At 72.6% G+C, this 23,234-nt stretch carries 15 protein-coding genes; 8 read left to right on the forward strand and 7 right to left on the reverse strand.

Features of this window, described 5'->3' with window-relative positions:
• Positions 1–88: 88 nt before the first annotated feature.
• Positions 89–1,327: an ROK family transcriptional regulator gene (locus OG386_RS28035; RefSeq protein WP_328790409.1), complete on the reverse strand. Its 1,239-nt coding sequence runs from the start codon at positions 1,325–1,327 to the stop codon at positions 89–91.
• 170 nt (positions 1,328–1,497) lie between these two features.
• Positions 1,498–2,580, reverse strand: coding sequence for a mechanosensitive ion channel family protein (locus OG386_RS28040; protein WP_327385375.1), 1,083 nt, complete (start codon positions 2,578–2,580; stop codon positions 1,498–1,500).
• 284 nt (positions 2,581–2,864) lie between these two features.
• Here OG386_RS28040 and OG386_RS28045 point away from each other — a divergent pair, with 284 nt between their 5' ends.
• Entirely contained in the window at positions 2,865–3,401 is a 537-nt protein-coding gene (locus tag OG386_RS28045) for an HNH endonuclease (RefSeq protein WP_327385376.1), read from the forward strand.
• A gap of 201 nt (positions 3,402–3,602) precedes the next feature.
• On the opposite strand, the gene OG386_RS28050 is transcribed toward OG386_RS28045, so the two are convergent.
• On the reverse strand, positions 3,603–6,560 hold the full coding sequence (locus tag OG386_RS28050) for a beta-N-acetylglucosaminidase domain-containing protein (protein WP_443053320.1): 2,958 nt from the start codon (positions 6,558–6,560) through the stop codon (positions 3,603–3,605).
• A 283-nt stretch (positions 6,561–6,843) separates the two neighbouring features.
• Between OG386_RS28050 and OG386_RS28055 the strand changes: the two genes are divergently transcribed.
• Positions 6,844–8,841 carry a 4-alpha-glucanotransferase gene (locus tag OG386_RS28055; protein WP_328790411.1) on the forward strand — a complete coding sequence of 666 codons (1,998 nt, stop codon included), beginning with the start codon at positions 6,844–6,846 and terminating at the stop codon, positions 8,839–8,841.
• Positions 8,842–8,861: 20 nt separating this feature from the next.
• Entirely contained in the window at positions 8,862–9,104 is a 243-nt protein-coding gene (locus OG386_RS28060; RefSeq protein ID WP_328790412.1) for a hypothetical protein, read from the forward strand.
• Positions 9,105–9,213: 109 nt separating this feature from the next.
• Here OG386_RS28060 and OG386_RS28065 read toward each other — a convergent pair whose 3' ends face one another.
• Complete coding sequence (locus OG386_RS28065; RefSeq protein WP_328790413.1) at positions 9,214–9,705, reverse strand: MarR family winged helix-turn-helix transcriptional regulator; 492 nt, start codon at positions 9,703–9,705, stop codon at positions 9,214–9,216.
• A gap of 105 nt (positions 9,706–9,810) precedes the next feature.
• Here OG386_RS28065 and OG386_RS28070 point away from each other — a divergent pair, with 105 nt between their 5' ends.
• The 4 genes from OG386_RS28070 to OG386_RS28085 are packed head-to-tail and all read left to right on the forward strand — an operon-like array spanning position 9,811 to position 14,008.
• The gene (locus OG386_RS28070) at positions 9,811–11,139 is read left to right on the forward strand and encodes an MFS transporter (RefSeq protein ID WP_328790414.1); all 1,329 of its coding nucleotides are present in this window, start codon (positions 9,811–9,813) and stop codon (positions 11,137–11,139) included.
• A gap of 55 nt (positions 11,140–11,194) precedes the next feature.
• Complete coding sequence (locus OG386_RS28075; protein WP_327385382.1) at positions 11,195–12,127, forward strand: EamA family transporter; 933 nt, start codon at positions 11,195–11,197, stop codon at positions 12,125–12,127.
• 50 nt (positions 12,128–12,177) lie between these two features.
• Positions 12,178–13,098 (forward strand): DMT family transporter, encoded by a 921-nt coding sequence (locus OG386_RS28080; RefSeq protein ID WP_328790415.1) that lies wholly within the window; start codon positions 12,178–12,180, stop codon positions 13,096–13,098.
• 10 nt (positions 13,099–13,108) lie between these two features.
• Positions 13,109–14,008 carry a LysR family transcriptional regulator gene (locus OG386_RS28085; protein ID WP_328790416.1) on the forward strand — a complete coding sequence of 300 codons (900 nt, stop codon included), beginning with the start codon at positions 13,109–13,111 and terminating at the stop codon, positions 14,006–14,008.
• A gap of 160 nt (positions 14,009–14,168) precedes the next feature.
• On the opposite strand, the gene pepN is transcribed toward OG386_RS28085, so the two are convergent.
• Positions 14,169–16,775 carry an aminopeptidase N gene (gene pepN, locus OG386_RS28090; protein WP_328790417.1) on the reverse strand — a complete coding sequence of 869 codons (2,607 nt, stop codon included), beginning with the start codon at positions 16,773–16,775 and terminating at the stop codon, positions 14,169–14,171.
• Between the two features lie 141 nt (positions 16,776–16,916).
• A complete protein-coding gene (locus OG386_RS28095; protein ID WP_328790418.1) occupies positions 16,917–17,945 on the reverse strand; it encodes an aspartate-semialdehyde dehydrogenase in 1,029 nt (342 codons plus the stop codon).
• A gap of 260 nt (positions 17,946–18,205) precedes the next feature.
• Between OG386_RS28095 and OG386_RS28100 the strand changes: the two genes are divergently transcribed.
• Positions 18,206–19,687: a M28 family metallopeptidase gene (locus tag OG386_RS28100; RefSeq protein ID WP_328790419.1), complete on the forward strand. Its 1,482-nt coding sequence runs from the start codon at positions 18,206–18,208 to the stop codon at positions 19,685–19,687.
• A gap of 92 nt (positions 19,688–19,779) precedes the next feature.
• On the opposite strand, the gene OG386_RS28105 is transcribed toward OG386_RS28100, so the two are convergent.
• Positions 19,780–23,103: a S8 family serine peptidase gene (locus tag OG386_RS28105; RefSeq protein ID WP_328790420.1), complete on the reverse strand. Its 3,324-nt coding sequence runs from the start codon at positions 23,101–23,103 to the stop codon at positions 19,780–19,782.
• Positions 23,104–23,234: the final 131 nt, after the last annotated feature.

Consider the following 23,234-nt stretch of genomic DNA (forward strand, 5'->3'; position numbering starts at 1 on the left):
GGGTGCAGGGGGTGCAGGGGGTGCAGGGGGTGCAGGAATTCGGGGTGCGCGGTGCGGGGGAGGGTGCGGACGGCGGGCGCCGGGCGGTTCAGCCCGAGGTGTCGAACACTTCGTCCCGGGTGGCGGCCAGCGCGCTCTCCAGCGCGCCGTGCAGGACGGGCCGCTCCCGTACCTCGCCGGGGACCAGCCGGGGCCGGGAGGGGGCCAGTTCGGCGAGTTCGACCTCCAGCAGCGCGCGCAGCGGCTCGCCTCCCGCACTGATCGCCGCTCCGGACAGGACCACGATCTCCGGGTCCAGCACGGCGACGACCGAGGCGAGGCCGGTGGCCAGCGCGGTGGCGTACGACTGGAGGAACTGCAGGTGAGCCCCCTCGGGAGCGGCGGCGGCCCGTGCGAGCAGGGCGACGGCGGCGGCGACTTCCGGTCCGTGCGGTGCTCCGGGGGCCCCGGCGGCCCCGGGCGCACCGGGGGCATCCGCGGGCTCGACGCCCAGTTCCGCGGCGAGCCGGGGCAGTCCCTCCACGCCGGCCAGCTCCTGGTACCCGCCGGAGTTGGCCCGGGTGACCTGCCGGACCAGGGGTCGGCCCGGCACCGGCAGGAAGCCCACCTCGCCGGCGCCGCCGGTCCAGCCGCGGTGCAGCCGGCCGCCCAGGACCAGTGCGGCGCCGAGGCCCTCCTCGTTCCACAGCAGGACGAAGTCCTCGTGGCCGCGGGCGGCCCCGAGGCGCTGTTCGGCGACGGCGACGAGATTGACGTCGTTCTCGTATTCGACGGGCATCGGCAGGGCGGCCGCCAGCTCCTCCAGGAGGGTGGGGGAGTGCCAGCCCGGGAGGTGGCTTGCGTAGCGCAGGCGGCCGGTCTGGGGGTCGAAGGCGCCCGGCGTCCCGATGACCACCCGGCGCAGGTCGGTGCGGTGCAGTCCGGCTGCCTCGATGGCGCCGCCGAGGGCCTCGGTCACCTGGGTGACGGCCTCCGCGCCCTCGGTGTAGGGGACCTCGTGGGTGGCGACCACGGTGCCGGTGATGTCGGCGACGGCCGCCAGCACCCGTTCCGGGGTGACGTCGAGACCGCCGACGTGGGCGGCCCGCGGGTTGATCGCGTAGAGCTGGGCGCTGGGGCCGGGCCGTCCGGCGTCCGTGCCGGTGGCCACGACGAGCCCGACCGCTTCGAGGCGGGCGAGCAGCTGCGATGCGGTGGGCTTGGACAGTCCGGTCAGGTGCCCGATGCGGGTCCGGGACAGCGGGCCGTGCGTCAGCAGGAGTTCGAGTGCGGCCCGGTCGTTCATGGCGCGCAACAGGCTGGGCGTTCCGGGCGTGGCGGCGGGCATCGAGCGGCTCTCCCTCACCGAGGTGATCTGTTAGGTAAGTTTCCTATCACTTGTTGAAGTGTGTCAATGCCGCTGCCCCGCAGGCCGTGTCCTTTTACGGATGACCTGCGGGGCAGCGGGGCGAGCGGGGCTCGTGCGACGTGCGGTTAGCCGGTTGCGCGGCCGAGCGGCTACTTCGTGATCCGAGGCCCGGCCGGCGGCGGGATCGGGGCCGTGGCCAGCGACTGCGGGGAGGTCGGGTTCGCGAGGGCGGACGGCGCGGCGACCGAGGCGGACGGGTCCGCCGGGGCCTCCTCGTCCTCGTCGGGGGCCGGCATGCCGCCGATGATCCGGATGCCCGCGGCGTCGAAGGCCTCCTTGATCCGCCAGCGCAGCTCCCGCTCCACCGCGAACTGTTGGCCGGGCATGGTCTTGGCGGACACCTTCACGGTCATCGAGGCGAGCAGCACCTCGTCCAGGCCCAGGACCTCCACCGGACCCCACAGGCGCTCGTCCCACGGGGACTCCTTGGCCATGGCGTCGGCGACCTCCTTGACCACCTCGCGGATCCGGGACAGGTTCTCCGAAGGCTTGACCTGGACGTCCACGCCCGCGGTCGCCCAGCCCTGGCTGAGGTTGCCGATCCGCTTGATCTCGCCGTTGCGCACGTACCAGATCTCGCCGTTGTCCCCGCGGAGCTTGGTCACGCGCAGTCCGACCTCGATGACCTCGCCCGAGGCCACGCCCGCGTCGATCTTGTCGCCGACGCCGTACTGGTCCTCCATGATCATGAAGACGCCGGACAGGAAGTCCGTCACCAGGTTCCGGGCGCCGAAACCGATCGCCACACCGGCCACACCGGCACTCGCGAGCAGCGGGGCCAGATCGATCTTCAGTGCGGCCAGCACCATCAGCGCGGCCGTACCGAGGATCAGGAACGAGGCCACCGACCGGAGCACCGAGCCGATCGCCTCCGAACGCTGGCGCCGCCGCTCCGCATTGACCAGCAGTCCGCCCAGAGCGGTGCCCTCCACCGCCTCGGCGCTGGTGTTCATCCGGGTTATGAGCTTGGTCAGCGCCTTGCGGACCGCCGAGCGGATCACCGCCGCTATCACGACGATCAGCAGGATCCGCAGGCCGATGCTCAGCCAGGTGGCCCAGTTCTGCTCGATGAAGCTGGCGGCCTCGGTGACGCTCTCCTGCGCCTCCTTGACCGATGCGGGCGCGTCCGGAACGTCGGCTGCCAGCGGCAGCAGGGCGGCGGGCCAGGGCACGACGGGAACCTCCAGGTGTAGCGGTCTGCCCGCGGAACCGGGGGACCCCCGGACGGATCCGGGGACATGCGGGGCAGACCAACCACACTAACGGGGCAATCCCTTCACCTTGGTGCCGTGTTCGAGGGAGAGACCAGACTCACCTGGGGATGACTGACTGTGGTTGAAAACACCTCGGACCCGTTACGGGCGAGTGGTGGCGTTTCGACCAGCCGTAAGGAGAGACTGGAGAGCAGATCGTCCCGGCGCGAGCCACGCGCCGCCGGCGTACAAGGAGGCAGTCCGTGCCGCACGTCCTGGTCCTCAACGCGTCGTACGAGCCCCTCGGCGTCGTACCGCTCCGCCGCGCGCTCGTCCTCGTCCTGGAGAACAAAGCGGTCTCCCTGGAGGAATCCGGCGCCTATCTGCACAGCGCGACAAGGGTCGTCCCCGCGCCCAGCGTGGTACGGCTCAAGCGCTTCGTGCGGGTCCCCTACCGGGGGCCCGTTCCACTCACCCGGCGCGCACTGTTCGCGCGGGACGGCGGTCGCTGCATGTACTGCGGCGCCGTCGCCACCAGCGTCGACCACGTCATTCCGCGCAGCCGGGGCGGCCAGCACGTTTGGGACAACGTCGTCGCCGCGTGCCGCCGGTGCAACCACGTCAAGGCCGACCGGCACCTGCTGGAGCTCGGCTGGCGGTTGCGCCACCAGCCGGCGCCGCCGTCCGGGCTGGCGTGGCGGATCATCGGCACGGGGCACCGGGATCCGCGGTGGATGCCGTACCTCCAGCCGTACGGGGCCGAGGACGCGCTGGAGCGGATCGGGGTCGCGGCCGGGTAGCTCCGCAGGGCCGCCGGTTCCGCGAGGGGTTGCGCCCGTCGGGGACCTGCGGCCCGGCCTCCCGGGGCGCCGCCCCGGACCCCGCGCCTCAAACGCCGGCGGGGCTGAAAGATCGGGGCTCCGCCCCCGGCCCCGCGCCTCAAACGCCGGCGGGGCTGGGTTGTGCCGGCGGGGCTGGTGTGCGGGGCCGGGAGGGCCGGGCTACGGGGTGACCGCGTAGGCCTCCGCCGACCAGAGCGAGCAGCCGTACCGCGTGGCGCGGGTCTCGCACGTGATCCGCAGGAAACGGGTGTCCGGGGCGTCCATCCGGAGCGACTCGCGGCCGCCCCGCGAGGCCGTTACGGCCACCGCCGGGCGCCAGGTCACCCCGTCCGCGGAGGTCTCCACCCGGTACGCCGACGGGTACGCGTCCTGCCAGTGCAGTTCCAGCCGCCCCACCCGCGCCGGCGCGGGCAGTTCCGCCCGCCACCACGCGCCGTCCACCGCCGGCGACGACCAGCGGGTGGCCGCGGAGCCGTCCACGGCCGCCGAGGCCGGGAAGGCGGGGGTCTCGTTCGCCGAGGAGGTCGCCCGCGCGGTCCGCAGCAGATCGGGGCCGCCGGTACGGACCACCGCACGCACCGTCAGGGTGCGTGACTCCCCGTCGAAGGTCACCGGCACCTGGTAGCTGCCCGCCGGGGTGCCCGCGGCGACTGTGACCTCCAGCGGGATCGAGACCTGGCTGCCCCGCGGGGCCACCGCGACCTGCGGGAGGCGGACCTCGATGCCCGCCGGCGGCCGCGCCACCAGCGGGCCGCGGACCTCGCCCGGACCCAGCGCGGACAGCGTCGCCGAGACCCGCTGCGCGGCGCCGCCGATCTCGGCGTCGACCGCGGCCCCGTCCGCCAGCTCGAACCGGGCCCGCGGGCCGTCCCCGAACCACGGCACCACCTGGTGCACCACGGGCGCGGACCCGGCCCAGGTCAGGCGCACCGCGTCCGCGCGTAGCCCCGTCGTCTCCACCTGGGTCCAGCCCGAGGCCGAGGCGTCGGCGACCTTGCGCCAGCCCTCTCCGGGTACGTGCGCCTCCACCGCGGCGCCCCGCGCCCCCGCGGGGAACGGGTCGGTCATCACGGTCACCGCCGACACCGGGCGCGGTGCGTCCAGCCGCACGGTCCAGGCCTCGGCCTCCTTCGTCACCGTGCCGGTCTGGCGGGCGACGCCGGTCCAGGCGTCGGCCTCGGCCACCGCCTTCGTCAGGAAGGGGTCCAGGACGGCCTTGTCCACCCGGGCCGATCCCGGCTGCGCCAGTGTCGCCCGGACCTCGGCCAGGGCCCGGGAGGCCTTCCACGCGGCCGTCCCGTCCCCGCGGGCCTGGGCCTGCAGGACGTCCACCGCCAGCTCGCCCGCCGTCCCGTAGCGCGCCAGGCGCTCCAGCCAGGGACCCGCCTCGCCCGACAGGGCCGGCAGTCGGTCCTTGGCCTCGCGCAGGACCGTGAACGCCTTGCGCAGCTCGGTCCCGGCCGCCGGATCGCCCGCGGCGCGGGCCTTCCAGAACTGCTCGACCAGCGGCTTCAGGTACGCCGACTCCTCCTGCTTGAGCCCGGACGACGCGGTGTTCCCGGCGAGCGCCGCCACCGCCTGGCGCGCGCCCGGGTCGGCGCCGGTCAGTTCCCGCACCGCCGCCGCCCAGGACTCGCCGGGCCGGTAGCCGCGCGGGTTCCACGCGAAGTCCGCCGCCGTGAAGAGCGGGATCCGCGACAGGGTGCCCTGCGGCATCGCGTTGGCCAGCAGCGCGGCCGAACCGCCCGCGACCGCCGGCTCGCGGCCCGCGTACGGGCCGAGGAAGATCCGGCCCGGATCCCAGTCGTTCACCGGGTAGTTGTCCATGGTGATCAGCGGGTGCCCCAGGGCGGCGCGCGCGCCGGCCAGCTCCTTGCCCGTGATCGTGCGCGGCACCACGCCCACGCCGGTCCAGGCCACCTCCACCCGCGGGTCCAGCGCGCCCGCCAGGGCCGTGCGGTAGGTGGTGGCGCCTTCCTGGTAGTACTCCGTCGGCAGCAGCGACAGCGCGGGCGCTCCCGGGTAGCGTGCGGCCAGGTGCGCCGCCAGTCCGCCCGCGACCTCGGCGTGCGCCTTCGCGGCCGCCGCCGGGCCCTTCCCGTACCGCTCCCGGTCGGCCTTGCAGCCCCACTCGGAGTAGCTGACGTCCTGGAACTGCACCTGGAAGGCGCGGAAGCCCAGGTCCCACATCGCGTCCAGTTTGCGCGCGAGCGCCGCCCGGTCGGCCTCCGAGGACAGGCACATCGACTGCCCGGGGGTCACCGCCCAGGCCAGGACGACCTGGTTGGCGCGGGCCCGTTCGGCCAGCGCGCGGAATTCCGCCTGCTGCTCCTGCGGGTAGTCCTGGCGCCAGCCCGTCGTGCGGTACGGGTCGTCGCCGGGGGCGACGAGCAGCCGGTTCTGCTTGGTGCGGCCCATGAAGTCGAGCTGGGCGAGGCGCTGTTCCTGGGTCCACGGCTGCCCGTAGAAGCCCTCGGTTATCCCGCGCACCGGCGCGGCCGGCCAGTCCCGCACCAGTACGCCGGGCATCTTCCCGCCGCCCGCCGCGAGCAGTTGGCGCAGCGTCTGCGCCGCGTGGAAGAGTCCTTCCGCGCCTATGCCGGCCAGCGCGATCGTGTCCCGCCCGGCGTGGCGGCCCGCGGCCAGCCGGTAACCCCCGGCCGGCAGGTCCGACGGCGCGGCCGCGCCCAGCGCCCGCAGCGCCTGCTCCGCGTCCGCGTCCTGGAGGCGTACGACGGTGCCCCGTGCGGGCAGCGGAGCGCCGGGGGCCGACTCGTGGACGGTCCGTACGCCCGCTGCGCGCAGGGCGTCCCGCACCACCTTGACGGCGTACGGGTCGGCGCCGGCCCCCGTGACCAGTACGGCCTCGGTGCCCAGCGGCAGCTCGCGCGCCGGGTCGGCGGTCATCGACTGCGGCCGCGGCCACACGGCGGGCCCCTCGGTGGCGGCCCTGGGGGTGTCGGCTCCCGGGTCGAGGACCGGCCCGGCGGCAGCGGACACGGGGGTCGCTCCGGGGCCCGCTCCGGGCGCCGGTTTGTCCGGTGCGGTGGGCGCCGCGAAGGTCCCGGGTGGCGCGGAAGACACGGCACCGCCCAGCAGCGTACCGATCACCGCCATGGCGGCGGCGGTGTTCCGCCCCTTACCCCTGAGCTGCACAGAGCCTCCTTGTCCCGAGTCGTCCCCCACTCGTACGAATGAGCCTGAGCCCACCATCCGTGCGGCTGGAGTGTCAATGCGGGTGGGTGATCTGCCCCGTATGCGGCAGGAATGCGGTGCCTCCGAGTGGGTATGGACGCGGTGTTCCCCGGCGGCGTCCCACCCTCCTGAACCACCCTTGTGCCCCCATCATCTGACACATCCTCATGCCCTGAGGTCCGCACGTACGAAGGAGCGCCCGCAGATGGACGACCTGGCCCGGCTCGCTGCCCAGTACGGAGTCGCCACCGACTACCGGCCCGCCGCGGACGTCACCGTCCCGGTACCGGAGGCCACCGTCAAGGCGGTCCTCGCACTGCTGGGGGCGGTCACCGACGACGCGGCGAGCATCCGGGTGTTCGCCGAGTCCGCCGCGCAGGAGGCGGCCGGGCGGCTGCTGCCGCCCACGGTGGTGCTCTGGCAGGGGGACCGGGTGGCTCCGGAGCCCGCCGCGCTGCCCCCCGGCAGCCGGGTGCGGGTGCTGGCCGAGGAGACGGGGGAGGTGCTCGCATGGGGCCCCGCACTGCCGCTGGGCGTCCACCGGCTCATCGCCGAGGCGCCCGACGGGCGCAGCGCCGAGGCCACCTTGGTCGTGGCCCCGCAACGGGCCCCGGCGGCGCCCGAGCGGGCCCACGGGCTGCTCGTCCAGCTCTACTCCCTGCTCTCCGAGCGCTCCTGGGGCATGGGCGACCTCGGCGACCTCGCGGAGCTCGCCCGTTGGGCGGGCCGTACGCATGGCGCCGGGTTCATCCAGGTCAACCCGCTGCACGCGGCCGTTCCCGGGTCCCCGACCGACCCCTCCCCGTACCGGCCGTCCTCGCGGCGCTTCCCGGACCCCGTCCACCTACGGATCGAGGACGTCCCCGAATACGCCGACTGCCCCGACCGCCGGGCCCTCGACGCGCTCGCCGCCCGCGGTGGGGAGCTGCGCCGCCAGGTCCTGGAGAAGGGCGCGCTGATCGACCGGGACGCCGTTTGGGAGCTCAAGCGGTCCGCCCTGGAGCTGCTGTACGCCGTCCCGCGCACCCCCGAGCGCGAAGCCGCCTACCGGGCGTTCTGCGCCGAACAGGGAGCTCCGCTGGACGTGCACGCCACCTGGTGCGCCGGGCACGCGGGGGAGGAGGACCCGAAGGAGCGGGCCGATTTCCACCGCTGGCTGGTCTGGCTGACGGACGGCCAGCTCGCCGCCGCCCAGCGGGCCGCCCGCGGGGCCGGCATGACCGTCGGCATCGTCCACGACCTCGCCGTCGGGGTGCACCCGCAGGGTTCCGACGTCTTCGGGTCGCCCTGCTACGCACGGCACATCTCGGTCGGGGCCCCGCCGGACGCCTTCAACGCCCGCGGCCAGGACTGGGGGTTGCCGCCGTGGCGCCCGGACGTACTGGCCGCCACCGGCTACGCCCCCTTCCGGTCCCTGCTGCGCGGGGTGTTCCGCTACGCGGGCGCCCTGCGGATCGACCACGTGATGGGTCTGTTCCGGCTCTGGTGGATCCCGGAGGGGACCCCGCCCGCGGAGGGGGCGTACGTCAGCTACGACGGCGAGGCCATGCTGGCGATCCTGGTCCTGGAGGCCCACCGGGCGGGCGCCCTGGTCATCGGCGAGGACCTCGGGACGGTGGAGCCGCGGGTCCGTCAGGAGCTGGCCCGGCGCGGGGTGCTCGGCACCTCGGTGCTCTGGTTCGAGCGGGACTGGGACGGCGCCGGGGAGCCGCTGGCCGCGCAGGCCTGGCGGGCCGACTGCCTGGCCACCGTCACCACGCACGACCTGCCGCCCACGGCCGCCAAGCTCGCCGGGGGCCATGTGGAACTGCGCGACCGGCTCGGTCTGCTGACCCGCCCGGCCGAGCTGGAGCGCGCCGAGGACGCCGCGGACACCGCCGAGTGGCTGGAGCTGCTGGACGGGCTCGGGCTGGACACCAAGGGCGAGGAGGCCGCCGTACGGGCCCTGTACGCCTTCCTGCTGCGCACCCCCGCGCGGCTGGTCGGCGTATGGCTGCCGGACGCGGTGGGGGACCGGCGGCCGCAGAACCTGCCGGGCACCTGGGACCAGTACCCCAATTGGCGGCTGCCGGTCGCCGATGCCGCGGGGCGGCCGCTGACCCTGGAGGAGCTCGTGTCCTCGCCCCGGGCGAACGCGCTGCTGAGCGCGGTGGGGGAGGGCGTACGGCCTCGTACGGCACCCCCGGGCGCGCGCCCCGTTTAGGTGTTCGCTACGTTTGCACCGTGGACAAGAAGAACGCTCTGCGCGCCGGCGCCGTCACGGCCGGAACCGCGCTGATGATGCTGCTGATGACGTCTCCCGCCCTCGCGCTCACCCGCGACGACGGTGACGACCCGGGTCCGGGCCTGAGCGTCGGTGAGACGATCGGCCTGTACGTGGCCCTGCCCCTCGTGATCTTCTTCGGCATCATCGGTCTCGTGATGGTCCTCGACAAGTCGTCGGACCGGAAGCCGAAGCAGGCCTGAGCCGGTCCGGCCCCGCGGGGCCGGGACCAGCAGACCTTTCCGGGCGCCGGGGGTCCGCACCGCCGATTCGTTTCGGCCGTGCGACGACCCCCGGCGCCTTGTCGTACCCTCAGACGCCGGCCAGGAGCCGGCGGAGCAGACCGGTGAGCACGGCGACCTCGTCGTCGGTCAGCCCGGTGAGCGCGGCGCGCTGAACTTCCAGGCCGGCGCCGACGGCCTCGTCGATGAGCGCGAGGCCGCGGTCGGTGATCGTCACCTGGAGCCCCCGCCGGTCGTGCGGATCGGGCTTGCGGCAGAGCAGCCCGGCCTTCTCCAGCTTGTCCAGACGCCCGGTCATGCCGCCCGTGGTGAGCATGAGGGTGGCCGAGAGCTGCCGGGGCGAGAGCGTGTAGGGCTCGCCCGACCGGCGCAGCGTGGCCACGACGTCGAACTCGCCGCGCGAGATGCCGAAGCGCGAGTAGCACTGCTCCATCGCGTCGCCCATGGCCTTGGCGATCCGGTAGATGCGTCCGAAGACGGCCATGGGAGCCGTTTCCAGGTCGGGGCGCACGGCGAACCACTGGGCAGTGATCGCATCCACTGCGTCCTTGTCGTCACTCATGCGTGCAGTATCCGGCTTCCCCGAGATCGTTCGCAAGAAAGTTGCTTGACGATAAGTAGCTTAGCGGTAAGCTACTTACCAGCAACCAAGTCCGGGGGAGGGGTCATGGCCGTGTTCATGAGGAAGACAGCCGCGTCAGAGGGGGCGAAGGTCGCGGGGGAGCGGTCGCTGCTCCTCGGAATCGGCATCAGCTCGATCGGGATCGGCATGTACGTCCCCTTCTCGCTGGTCTTCTTCCACCACGTCACCGGCCTCTCCCTCACCCTCGTCGGCCTGGTCATGACGGTCACCGGGCTGGCCGGGCTGGCGTTCATGCCGCTGGCCGGCACGGCCGTCGACCGGTTCGGCGCCAAGCGGGTCAACCTGGTGCTCTACGGGATGCGGGCGCTCGGCTTCGCCCTCTACCCCTTCGCGAGCTCCCTGCCCGCCTTCGCGGCCGTCGCCCTCGTCACCGCGTTCGCCGACCGCTCCTTCGGCGTCGTCCAGCAGTCCCTGATCGGCGAGGTGGCACGGGGCGCGGCCCGCGACCGGCTCCAGGCGTCCACCCGGGCCCTGCAGAACGCCGGGATGGGCGCGGGCGCCCTGCTCGTCTCCGGAGTGCTGGCCCTGTGGGGCACCGGCGGGTTCGCGTACACCGCCTGGGGCAACTCCTTGGCCTTCGCCCTCGCCGGACTGCTCGTCAGCCGGGTCCGGGCGGTCCGGGCGGCCGGTGCGGCCGGTGCGGCCGGCGCGGCCGGTGCTGCGGAAGCCGGGTCCGCCGGATACCGCACCGTCCTGCGCGACCGCCCCTTCCTCGGGCTCACCGCCGCCAACTTCCTGACCGCTCTCGGCTACTCCGCCCTCTCCGTCCTCTTCCCCCTCTACCTCTCGACCTGGCTGACGGCCCCCGACTCCCTGACCGGAGCCGCCTTCACCGTCAACACCGTGCTGTGCGCCGGGATCGGCGTACTGATCGCGGGCCGGGTCCGCCGCTCCGGCGCCCGCCGCACCCGCTCGGCCGCCCTCGGCGCCCTGCTCTTCGCCGCCGCCTTCGTCGGGCAGATCGTGCTCGGCACCCTGCGGCCCGGCCAGGGCGTCACCCTGGTCGCCCTGCTGGTCATCGTCGTCGTCTACACCCTCGGCGAGCTCGTCCACAGCCCCTCCGGCGGCGCCCTGTCGGTCTCCGCCGCCCCCGAGGCCGTCCGTGGCCGCTACCTGGCCACCTACCAGCTGTCCTACTCGCTGGCCGGTGCGCTCGCCCCCTCCCTCTTCACCGCCCTGCTCGCCGTCGACGGCCGCCTGCCCTGGGCCGTCCTGGCCGTCGCCGCCCTCGGCGCCGCCCTGGCGCTGCTCCGGCTGGAGCGGCACCTGCCGGCCGAGGCCGTGCACGCCGAGCCCCCGGTGGTCCGCGAGGCCCCCGCCGTCGCGCCGGTCCCCGTGACCGCCGCCGCCTGAGCCCCGCCGGCCCTCCCCTCCCCGCTTCCTCCGTCCGATCCAGGAGCCACCCGCCATGAAGCGTTTAGCCACCGTCGCCCTGACCGCACTCGCCCCCATCTCCTGGGGTTCCACCTACGCCGTGGCCACCGAGCTGCTGCCGCCCGACCGGCCGCTGTTCACCGGGGTCATGCGGGCCCTGCCCGCGGGACTCCTGCTGACCGCCCTGGCCCGCACCCTGCCCAAGGGCCAGTGGTGGTGGAAGTCCGCCGTCCTCGGCATCCTCAACATCGGCGCCTTCTTCCCGCTGCTGTTCCTCTCCGCCTACCGGCTCCCCGGCGGGGTCGCGGCCGTACTGGGCGCCGCCGGCCCGCTGTTCGTCGTGGGGCTGGCCGCGCTCGTCCTCGGGGAGCGGGCGAGCCTGCGTACCGTGCTCGCCGCCGTCGTCGGGGCGTTCGGCGTGAGCATGGTCGTCCTGACCGCAGAGGCCCGACTCGACGCGGTCGGCATCGTCGCCGGTGTGATCTCCTCCGCCTCCATGGGCGCCGGCACCGTGATGACCAAGCGTTGGGGCCGCCCCGAGGGCGTGGGCCCGCTGGCGATGACCGGCTGGCAGCTCACCGCGGGCGGACTGTTCATCATTCCCGTCGCCGCCCTCGTCGAGGGCGCCCCGCCCGCGCTCGACGGCAAGGCCTTCCTCGGCTACGGCTACATGATGCTGATCAACACGGGGATCGCGTACTGGCTCTGGTTCCGCGGCATCGGAGCCCTCAGCGCCACCTCGGTCACCCTGCTCGGCCCGCTCTCCCCGCTCACCGCCGCCGTCATCGGCTGGGCCGCCCTCGGGCAGGCGCTCTCGCCCGTACAGCTCGTCGGGATGGCGATCGCCTTCGGAGCCACCGTCGCCGGTCAGCTGGCGGCCGCCCGCAAGCCCCAATCGTTCAGTTCTACTGAAAAGAATGATCAGAACATTTCGATGGACCTGACGGATGAGGCGGTGCGACGGTAGTCCACACACACCACCAGCCCACCCCGAGGAGCAGACCCACAGTGGCCGTCATGGACCGCGTCCGTACCGTCTCGCAAGCCAAGCCCGGCAGCACGGGGAAGAAAGGTGCTGCCGGGCTCGGCGTGCTCCTCGCCCTGCTCGCGACGGTCGTCTGGTCCGGCAGCTTCGTCGCCACCCGGGGCATGGCCGAGACCGTCCCGCCCGTCCAGGCGGTCTTCTGGCGCTGGATCATCGCCCTGCTCGCCGTCGCCCCCTTCGCCGCCCGCCAGGCCTGGCAGCAGCGGGCCCTGATCCGGCGGCACTTCGGCTTCGTCGCCCTCGCCTCGCTGTTCGGCGTCACCCTCTACAACACGCTCGTGCACCAGGCCGGACTGACCACCTCCGCCTCCAACATGGGCATGATCATGGCCGCCTCGCCCGTCATCATGGCGCTCTACGCCCGCCTCGGCGGCGAACGCCTCGGCAAGCGGCGGACCTTCGGCATCCTGCTCGCCGCCTTCGGGGTGCTGCTGCTCGTCGGCGACGGCTCGCTCGGCTTCGACTTCGGCGCCGGGGACCTGTGGATGTTCGCCGCCGCCCTCTCCTTCGCCACGTACAGCGCCCTGCTCAAGCGCAAGCCCGCCGAACTCGGCGGACTGGCCTTCCTGATCACCACCTTCGTGCTCGGCGCGCTGATGCTGGCACCCGCCTACGCCGTCTCCGTCGCCGTCCAGGGCGGCTTCGAGGTCACCACCGGGACGGTCGGACCGCTGCTGTACGTCGGCGTGTTCTCCTCGGCCGTCGCCTTCTTCGCCTGGAACAAGGCCGTCTCGATGATCGGCGCGGCCCGCGCGGGAGTCGTCTACTACCTCCAGCCGGTGTGCGTGGCCGGGCTCGGCCTCCTGCTGCTGGGCGAACGGACCGGGCCGGCGCAGCTGCTCTGCATGGCGCTCATCCTCGGAGGGGTCGGGCTGGGGAGTGCCCGGCGGTAGGTTCGGGCCCATGACCGAGTGGGACATCAAGAAGCTGCGGATCCTGCGGACCCTCGCCGAACAGGGGACCGTGACCCGGGCGGCCGAGGCGCTCCACATGACGCCCTCGGCCGTTTCGCAGCAACTGACGAACCTCGCCCGGCAACTGGGCGTGGTCCTGCTGGAGGCCGAGGGCCGCCGGGTGCGGCTCACGGACGCGGCCCACCTCGTCCTGCGGCACACGGAAGCGGTGTTCGCGCAGCTGGAACGGGCCGACGCGGAACTGGCCGGATACCTCGCCGGGGAGACGGGCGAGGTACGGGTCGGAGCCTTCTCCACCGCCGTACCGGCGCTCGTGGTCCCGGCGGTGGCCGCGCTGCGGCGGACCCGACCCGGAGTGGAGGTCCGGGTCCGGGAGACGGAGGCCGCGGAGGCCTACGAGCTCCTGTCGGCCGGGGACGTGGACCTGGCGCTGTCCCTCACGGCCCATGCGCCCACCGCGCGCGATCCCCGGTTCACCCGGGTCGTGCTCCTGGAGGACCCGCTGGACGTGGCGCTCCCGCCGGGCCACCCGCTGGCGGCCGCGCCCGACCTGCGGCTGGCGGACCTGTCCGGCGACCCGTGGATCTACGGGGGCAGCGGCCCCTGGTCGGAGATCGCCCGGTCCGCGTGCGAGGCGGCGGGATTCGTCCCGGAACAGGCGCACTCGGCGTCCGGCTGGACCGCGATCCTGGCCATGGTCGAGGCGGGGATGGGGGTGGCGCTGGTCCCCCGGATGGTGTCGAGCCGCGCCTCGGGCGTGGCCGTCCGGGTGCTGTCGCGGGACCGGCCGACGCGGCACGTGCTCGCCGCGGTCCGCCGCGGGGCCGAATCCGCGCCCGCGCTGTCCCACGTCCTGGCGGCCCTGCGCGCCGTCGCCGCCGCTCGCTGACCGCGGGGCTTCGCCCCGGACCCCGTACGTGCGCTGCGCGCCCGTGCCCTCAAACGCCGGGCGGGCTGAAATTCAGCCCGCCCGGGGGCCCCTCCCAGCGGTAGCTGGGGGAGTTTGAGGCGCGGGGTCTGGGGCGGAGCCCCGGCTACGGCGCGAGCCGTCAGGCCTGAGCGGCAGCGGCAGCCGCGTCCGCGGACTGGGCCTTCAGGGCGCGCTCGACGCCCGCGCGGGACTCCGAGATCAGACGGCGCAGGGCCGCGTTCGGCTCGGCCGAGGCCAACCATGCGTCCGTCGCGTCCAGCGTCCCCTGCGAGATCTGGAGCGTCGGGTAGAGGCCCACCGCGATCTGCTGGGCGATCTCGTGGCTGCGGGTCTCCCAGACCTCCTTGACCGCCGAGAAGAACTTCTCGGTGTACGGGGCCAGCAGCTCGCGCTGGTCGGTCTGGACGAAGCCGCCGATCACCGCCTCCTGCACCGCGTTCGGCAGGTCGCCGGACTCCACGACCGAGGCCCACGCCTCGGCCTTGGCCTCCGCCGTCGGGCGCGCCGCCCGGGCGGTCGCCGCGTGGCGCTCGCCGGCCGCCGTGGCGTCCCGCTCCAGCTCCGCGGCGATGGCCGGCTCCTCGGCGACGCCCGTCGCGGCGAGCCGCTCCAGGAACGTCCAGCGCAGCTCGGTGTCGACGGCCAGGCCCTCGATCTCCGCCGCGCCGTCCAGCAGCGCCGACAGGTAGGTCAGCTGCCCCTCGGTGCGGGCACTGGCCGCGAAGGCCCGCGCCCACGCCAGCTGGTGGTCGCTCGCCGGCTCGGCCCCGCGCAGGTGCTCCAGGGTGGCCTCGGTCCAGGCCGCCAGGCCCTGCTCGCGCCACGCCGGGTCGGCGTACAGGTCGATGGCCAGCTTCACCTGGCGGTGCAGCGACTGGACCACGCCGATGTCGGACTCCTTGCCGATGCCCGAGAGGACCAGCGCGAGGTAGTCGCGGGTGGCGAGCTCGCCGTCGCGCGTCATGTCCCAGGCCGAGGCCCAGCACAGGGCGCGCGGCAGGGACTCGGTGAAGTCGCCGATGTGCGCGGTGACGGTGGCGAGGGACTCCTCGTCGAGACGGACCTTCGCGTAGGACAGGTCGTCGTCGTTCAGCAGGAAGACCGCCGGACGGGTGCGGCCGACCAGCTCCGGCACCGTGGTGAGCGCGCCGTCGATGTCCAGCTCGATCCGGTCGGTGCGCACGAGGGCGCCGTCCTGGAGCTCGTACAGGCCGACCGCAATGCGGTGCGGGCGCAGGGTGGACTCGCCCTTGGCGCCGGCGGGCAGCGCGGGCGCCTCCTGGCGGATGCCGAAGGCGGTGATCACACCGTTCGCGTCGGTGGTGACCTCCGGGCGCAGGATGTTGATGCCGGCCGTCTCCAGCCACGCCTTCGACCAGGCGGTCAGGTCGCGGCCCGAGGTCTCCTCCAGGGCGCCCAGCAGGTCGGACAGGCGCGTGTTCCCGAACGCGTGCGCCTTGAAGTACGCCTGCACGCCCTTGAAGAAGGCGTCCGTGCCGACGTAGGCGACGAGCTGCTTGAGCACCGAGGCGCCCTTGGCGTACGTGATGCCGTCGAAGTTGACCATGACGTCGTCGAGGTCACGGATGTCGGCCATGATCGGGTGCGTGGAGGGCAGCTGGTCCTGCCGGTACGCCCAGGTCTTCATGGAGTTGGCGAAGGTGGTCCACGCGTGCGGCCACTTCGAGCCCTCGGCGTACGCCTGGCAGGCGATCGACGTGTACGTTGCGAAGGACTCGTTCAGCCACAGGTCGTTCCACCACTCCATGGTGACCAGGTCGCCGAACCACATGTGCGCGAGCTCGTGGAGGATCGTCTCCGCGCGCACCTCGTACGCCGCGTCCGTCACCTTGGAGCGGAAGACGTACTGGTCGCGGATGGTGACCGCGCCCGCGTTCTCCATGGCGCCCGCGTTGAACTCCGGGACGAAGAGCTGGTCGTACTTGGCGAAGGGGTAGTCGTAGGCGAACTTCTCCTGGAACCAGTCGAAGCCCTGCCGGGTGACGTCGAAGATCGCGTCCGCGTCGAGGAACTCGGCGAGCGAGGGGCGGCAGTAGATGCCGAGCGGGACGGACTGGCCGTCCGGGCCCTCGTAGGAGCTGTGCACGGAGTGGTACGGGCCGACGATCAGCGCGGTGATGTACGAGGAGATGCGCGGGGTCGGCTCGAAGCGCCAGACGTTGTCCTTGACGTCCGCGGCCTCGGCCCCCTCAGGGACGTCCCGTGGCGAGTTCGAGATGACCGTCCAGCCCTCGGGGGCCGTCACGGTGAACTGGAACGTGGCCTTCAGGTCGGGCTGCTCGAAGCTGGCGAAGACCCGCCGCGCGTCCGGTACCTCGAACTGGGTGTAGAGGTAGGCCTGCTGGTCGACCGGGTCGACGAAGCGGTGGAGGCCCTCACCGGTGTTCGTGTACGCGCAGTCCGCGACGACGCGGAGCTCGTTGGCCCCGGCCGCCAGGTGGCGCAGGGCGATCCGGGAGTCGTGGAAGACCGCCGCGACGTCCAGTGACTTGCCGTTGAGGACGACCTCGTGCACGGCCGGTGCGACCAGGTCGATGAAGGTCTCGCCCCCGGCCTCGGCCGACTGGAAGCGCACGGTGGTCACGGACGGGTAGGTGCCACCCTCCTGCGCGCCGCTGAGATCGAGTTCGATCTCGTAGGAGTCGACGGTCAGCAGCTTGGCCCGCTGCTGAGCCTCTTCACGGGTGAGATTCGTGCCTGGCACGCGTTCATCTCCTTCGATGGTGACGTTGCCCGGCCATCCTGCCATCCGGACAGCGCTGCCGCCTCGGACTAATCCACGGGCGAAAAAACGCACGCGGGGGCGGCACCGTGACGGTGCCGCCCCCGCGTCCAACGAGCGGGATCAGCCGCGCAGCTCCTCGGCCACGAGCTCGGCGATCTGCACCGCGTTCAGGGCCGCGCCCTTGCGCAGGTTGTCGTTGGAGAGGAACAGCGCGAGGCCGTTCTCCACCGTCTCGTCGGAGCGGATGCGGCCCACGTACGAGGCGTCCTTGCCCGCCGCCTGCAGGGGGGTCGGGATCTCCGAGAGCTCGACGCCCGGGGCGTCCTTCAGCAGCTCGTAAGCGCGCTCGACGCTGATCGGGTGCGCGAAGCGGGCGTTGACCTGCAGGGAGTGGCCGGCGAAGACCGGCACGCGCACACAGGTGCCGGAGACCTTGAGCTCCGGGATCTCCAGGATCTTGCGGGACTCGTTGCGGAGCTTCTGCTCCTCGTCGGTCTCGAAGGAGCCGTCGTCGACCAGGTTGCCCGCGAGCGGGACCACGTTGTAGGCGATCGGGCGCTTGTAGACGGCGGGCTCGGGGAACTCCACCGCGCCGCCGTCGAAGGTCAGCTGGTCGGCGTTCTCGGAGACCGCGCAGGCCTGGCCCTTGAGCTCGGCCACACCGGCCAGGCCCGAGCCGGAGACGGCCTGGTAGGTGGTGGCGACCAGCGCGGTCAGGCCGGCCTCGTCGTGCAGCGGGCGCAGCACCGGCATCGCGGCCATGGTGGTGCAGTTCGGGTTCGCGATGATGCCCTTGGGGCGGTTCTTGATCGCGTGCGGGTTGACCTCGGAGACCACGAGGGGGACCGCCGGGTCGCCGCGCCAGGCGGAGGAGTTGTCGATCACGACGGCGCCCTGGGAGGCGACCTTCTCGGCCAGCGCCCGGGAGGTGGCGCCGCCCGCGGAGAAGAGCACGATGTCCAGGCCCGCGTAGTCGGCGGCGGACGCGTCCTCGATGGTGATCTCCCGGCCTTCCCACTCGATCGTCGAGCCGGCGGACCGGGCCGAGGCGAACAGGCGCAGCTCGTCCACCGGGAACTTGCGCTCGGCGAGGATGCTGCGCATGACTCCGCCGACCTGACCGGTGGCTCCGACGATTCCGACCCTCACGGTGACTCCTTTTGCTCCGTACGACGCGGGCGCGCGTGGAGCCATCATGCGTTCGACCCCACGAGCCTTGTCCAATCCATTGTCCGAGGTTCGGACGGTGTCCCGAATGTGAACCCCTGTGGCGAGTTCGTGGCGGGCCTGTTGCAGGGCCCCCGAACACCCGTTTTGCCTGGTCGGAGCCGGTTAACGTCCGGTCTGTCGTGACCGCTATCCGGACATGACCGACCGCAGAACGAACCACCGATTCGGGGAGATCCACCGTGCGCGCCATCCGCCACCGCCGCCGGTCCATACCGGCGCTCGCCGCCCTCGCGGCCGCCGCCGTCGCCGCGCCCGTCCTGCTGACCGCCACGCCGGCGGCCGCCCACCCGCGCGAGGGCCGGCTGGCCAAGGAGCTGGTGGAGGAGGTCACCGCCAAGGGCGCCTGGCGCCACCTGAAGAAGTTCCAGCAGATCGCCGACGCCAACGGCGGCAACCGTGCCGCCGGTACGCCGGGCCACGCGGCCTCCGCCGCCTACGTGTACGACACGCTGAAGAAGGCCGGGTACCAGGTCTCGTACCAGGACTTCGACATCTACGAGGCGCACACCAAGGCGGAGAAGACCACCGTCCTCGGCCCGGACTCCCGCGAGCTGGCCACCGCCGCCTTCACCTTCACCAAGTCCACCCCGGCCGGCGGCCTGGCCGCGCCGCTGGCCCTGGCCCGGGTCGACGAGACCCCCGGCTGCACGGCCGACGACTACCCGGCCGGTGCCTTCGCCGGGAAGATCGCCCTGGTCAAGCGGGGTGCGTGCACCTTCGTGGAGAAGCAGCGGGCCGCCGCCGCGGCCGGCGCGCTCGGCGTCATCGTCTACAACCACAGCGGAACCACCCCGGTGCGCGGCGGGTTCTCCTCGCCCGCCGAGGGGATCATCCCGAGCGCCGGCATCACACTGGCCGACGGCGAGGCGCTGGCCGCGGCCGCCGCGAAGGGCGAGGTGAGCGTGCGGCTGGAGCTGGACCAGGAGCACGTGAAGAAGACCACCCGCAACGTGATCGCCGAGACCCGGGGCGGTCGCTCCGACCGCGTGGTGACCGTGGGCGCCCACCTGGACTCGGTACCCGAGGGCCCGGGCATCAACGACAACGGCTCCGGTTCGGCCGGGCTGCTGGAGGTGGCCCTGAAGCTCGCGGACGAGGGCGCCAACAAGAAGGGCAAGGGGCCTGCCAACAAGGTGCGCTTCGGCTGGTGGTCGGCGGAGGAGCTGGGCCTGCTGGGCTCGGAGCACTACGTCGCGCAGCTGTCCGAGAAGCAGAAGAAGGACATCGCGCTCTACCTCAACTTCGACATGATCGCCTCGCCGAACCCGGTGCAGTTCGTCTACGACGGGGACGACTCGGACAGGACGGGCGCGGGTGCGGGGCCGGCGGGCTCGGCCGAGATCGAGGCGCTGATCAACGGCTTCCTCGACAAGAAGGGCAAGCCGCACGAGGGCAGTGACTTCGACGGCCGCTCCGACTACGGCCCGTTCATCGCGAACGGCATCCCGGCGGGCGGCACCTTCACCGGCGCCGAGGGCATCAAGACCGTCGAGCAGGCCGGGCGCTACGGCGGTACGGCCGGGGCCCCGTACGACCCGAACTACCACGGGAAGGGGGACGACCTGAAGAACCTGGACCTGAAGGTCTTCGACACCAACCTGGACGTGATCGCGCACGCGGTCGGCACCTACGCCGAGTCGCTGCGCTCGCTCGGCAAGTAGCAGGACCGCAAGGAGCAGGACCGGGGGAACGGCCCGAGGGGGCGGTGCTCGTCAGAGCGCCGCCCCCTCGGGGTCTTCCGTACTGCGGGGTCCTACGGGAGGACCTTCTCGATCTGCACGCTGCCGGTGCCGGCGGCGGTGCCGCGGGCGTTGAGCAGCTGGACCTGGCCGAAGAACTGTCGGCCCTCGGGGGCCGCGCTGCTGACCAGGACGTTCGCCGAGACCTGCGCGGTGGCGCCGGTGGCGAGGTTCACCGCGGCGGCCTCGTCGACCTGGACGGAGCCCAGGGCGGCCGAGAAGAACACGTCACGGTAGTCGTACGTGGTGGAGCCGGACGGGATCGCGTAGCCGATCACCTTGACGGTGTAGGTGCCCGCGGCCGGGTTCACCAGGCTCACGGCCTCTTCGGAGTCGCCGTCGGCGGCCGAGCCGACCTTGACGCCGTCCTTGTAGACCTCCAGGTCGAGGTCGGCGGCGGTGTCGGACACCTTGCCGATCGCGACGTCGAGGCGCGAGGTGCCCGCGGGGACCACGATCTCGGTGGAGTGGGTCTGACCGGGCGCGATGGTCGGCTTGGCGACCTTCGCGGAACCGAGCGGACCGCCGGCGAGCTTGCCGCCGGAGATGGCCGCGCCGGCGTTCTTGACGCTCCACTGGACCGGGGCGGGGGTGCCCTGCTTCACCTCGGGCAGGACCTTGACCGCGGGGTCGAAGGCCGCGCCGAGCACGGAGACGTCCAGCTTGAACGGGTTGTCGAGCACCGGCGACGTACGACGGGCCTCGACCTCGATCTCCCAGACACCCGGGGTCGGCTCGGGGTACGAGCGGACGTCGGGGCGGCAGGTGTTGGCCGGGTTGTCGTAGTTCGGGTAGCAGTTGGTCGTGGCCGTCGGGTCGACCGGCACGCCGTGCGGGTGGATCGCGATGAAGCGCGTCTGGGCGCCCGCCGCGAGACCGCCGAGGGCGACCTCCAGGCTCTTGGCGCCCGGCGGGACCGTCACGAAGTACGACTTGTGGCTGTTGCGCTGCACCGAGGAGGTCTCAGACAGGGCGAACGACGGCGCGGCCAGGGGGGCGGCGGCCACGACGGTCGTCAGGATCTGCTTGTCGATGCCCTCGGTGGTCTCGTCGTCCAGCTGCAGGATGCCGCTGTGGACGCCGGCGGTCTTGGCGTTGGCCTCGACCTTGATGGTGACGGGCTTGTTCAGCGGCAGGGTGACGTAGTCGTAGCCGCCGATGACCTTGAAGGTGCCGTCGTTGTTGCGCCAGCTCAGGTCGTGCCGGGTGCCGTACTTGACGCCCGTGGTGCGGGTGACGACGACGTTGTAGACCTTCTTCTGGCCGACCTTGAGGCCGCCCTCGCGGTCGTACAGGCCGGTGCCGAAGCCCGGGGTCTTCAGGAACTGGTCGATCGCGGTGTCGACCGGCGCCTTGACGGTGAACTCGTTGGCCTTCGCGTCGCGCTGGATGGACTCCCACGCGCCGGGGATGTCGATCAGACCCGAACCCTGCGCGTGCGCGGGGACGTTGTCGATCTTCTTGGCGGCCGTGGTGAGCGCGACCCGCAGGGAGGCCGGCGTCAGCTTGATGTTGTTCTGCTTGGCGGCCGAGATCAGCAGGGCGCTGGCGCCCGCGGCCTGCGGCGAGGCCATCGAGGTGCCCTGGAGCATGCCGTAACCGGCCGGCAGGGTGTAGCCGGCCTCCTTCACCGGGGCGCCGGGCAGCCAGGTCTGGATGGTGTTGATGGCTGCGCCGGGGGCGCTGATGGTCGGCGTGAAGCCGCCGTCCTCACGCGGACCGCGCGAGGAGAAGGGGAACATGTTGTACTTCGTGCTCACACCGGAGCCGTAGTTGGCGGCCCAGGTCTCCTTGGAGACCGACGCGCCCACGGAGATGACCTTGTCCGCGAGGGCGGGGTCGCCGATGGTGTTGACGCCCGGGCCCGAGTTGCCGGCCGAGATGACCAGCTGGACGCCGTAGGTGTCGATGAGGTTCTTGTAGAGCTCGGAGCGCGCGTTGTTGCCGTCGTTCAGCGCCGGCAGACCACCGATGGACATGTTGACGATGTCCACGCCGCGGTTGACGACGAGGTCGATCATGCCCTCGGTCAGCGCGACGTTGGTGCAGCCGCCGGACCACGAGCAGGCGCGCGAGGAGACGAGCTTGGCGCCGGGCGCCTCACCGTTCATCTGGCCGCCGAAGAGGCTGTTGGCGGCGGTGATGCCGGCGACGTGCGTGCCGTGCTCGGACTCGATGATGCCGACGTTGACGAAGTCGGCCTTCTTGCCGACCCAGTCGCCGCCCAGCGGGTCCATCGGGACGTTCTTGCGGATCTCGATCACGAACGGGATGCGCTCGGCGACGTCGGTCGCCGGGTTGTCCGTGCCGAAGTAGCCGATCTGGTAGCCGTCCTTGTACGGCTTCATCGGCTCGTTGTTCGTGAAGTCGCCGTCCTGGTCGGTGTCGACGCGGACGGTGCCGGCGGCGGCGTCGTAGAGCAGGCCGAACCGGTCGGTGGTGTCCCCGTCGCGGTTGACGTCGCCCTTCATGTCACCGGTGGCGGTGATCGACTCGCTGAAGCGGCTCCACTGGAAGCTGCCCTCCGGGGCCTTCCAGCTCTGGCCGCCCGCGGTGAAGCTGCCGCCGCTGGAGGTGACCGGGGTGATCTGCGGGCGCCAGGTGGCGTCGTTGTCGGTGATCGGGTCGGTGGCCGTCACCCAGTCGACGATCTTGCGCTCGCCGGTGGTGGTCTTCTGCAGGGCCGGGTGACCGAGGTCGATGCCCGAGTCCATGATGCCGATGGTCACTCCGCGGCCGTCGGCCTGCGGGTTGTCCTTCACGAAGTCGACCGCACCCGTCTCGAAGGACGGGTTGTACGGGTTCTTCGCGGGGGTGTTCTTGTCCGGCGCCGCGTAGGTCTCGGCGGCGGTCTTCTTCACCGTGCCGCTCTCGCGGTCCGCGTCGGGGCGCGGGTCCGGCAGCTGGATCTCGTGCCGCAGGTCGATGCCGTGCACCGAGGACAGCTTGGTGGCCGCCTTCAGCGCGGCGTCGGCCTTGTCGGTGGGCAGGGTGGCGCGCACGTAACCGAGGTTGTCGTACGTCTGGCCCACCGAGGCACCCTGGACCGAGCCGAGCTGGTCCGCCACCTGCTTGGTCTGGCCGGGGGCGGTCGCGACCATGACGGTGACGTTCGCGTCGCCCTTGGCCTTGGCCTGCTGAAGGAGTTCGGCGTCGGCCGAACCGAGCTTCTGGTCTGCGGACTTGACCGCGGGCGAGGTGCCCGGGGTGTCCGCGCCGGTCGCCGCGAAGACGGGCCCGGCGCCGGTGGCCGCGAGTGCGGCGACCAGACCGGCCGCGGCCGCGACGCGCGCGACGCGTCTGGCCCCGGATATGGAACTGGGGGATTCGAGGGTCATCAGCATCCCTGGTAAGTGAAAGATACGGTCCGGATTTCGGTGCCGGATGACCGGTCAGCTTGGCCTAAGCGACAGCTCTTTGGGGAGAGTTGTCATTGACCGAGACCTGTCATGGCGGAACCTCGCCAGCG

Origin of the sequence: Streptomyces sp. NBC_00273 (genome assembly GCF_036178145.1) — a bacterium.
Taxonomy (GTDB): domain Bacteria; phylum Actinomycetota; class Actinomycetes; order Streptomycetales; family Streptomycetaceae; genus Streptomyces.

Excerpts from the sequence above, each read along its gene's own strand:
- OG386_RS28050 (WP_443053320.1), bottom strand. The coding sequence starts at position 6,560 with ATGGCGGTGATCGGTACGCTGCTGGGCGGTGCCGTGTCTTCCGCGCCA.
- OG386_RS28085 (WP_328790416.1), top strand. The coding sequence starts at position 13,109 with ATGACCGAGTGGGACATCAAGAAGCTGCGGATCCTGCGGACCCTCGCC.
- OG386_RS28070 (WP_328790414.1), top strand. The coding sequence starts at position 9,811 with ATGGCCGTGTTCATGAGGAAGACAGCCGCGTCAGAGGGGGCGAAGGTC.
- OG386_RS28080 (WP_328790415.1), top strand. The coding sequence starts at position 12,178 with ATGGACCGCGTCCGTACCGTCTCGCAAGCCAAGCCCGGCAGCACGGGG.
- OG386_RS28105 (WP_328790420.1), bottom strand. The coding sequence starts at position 23,103 with ATGACCCTCGAATCCCCCAGTTCCATATCCGGGGCCAGACGCGTCGCG.
- OG386_RS28065 (WP_328790413.1), bottom strand. The coding sequence starts at position 9,705 with ATGAGTGACGACAAGGACGCAGTGGATGCGATCACTGCCCAGTGGTTC.
- OG386_RS28055 (WP_328790411.1), top strand. The coding sequence starts at position 6,844 with ATGGACGACCTGGCCCGGCTCGCTGCCCAGTACGGAGTCGCCACCGAC.
- OG386_RS28075 (WP_327385382.1), top strand. The coding sequence starts at position 11,195 with ATGAAGCGTTTAGCCACCGTCGCCCTGACCGCACTCGCCCCCATCTCC.
- OG386_RS28035 (WP_328790409.1), bottom strand. The coding sequence starts at position 1,327 with ATGCCCGCCGCCACGCCCGGAACGCCCAGCCTGTTGCGCGCCATGAAC.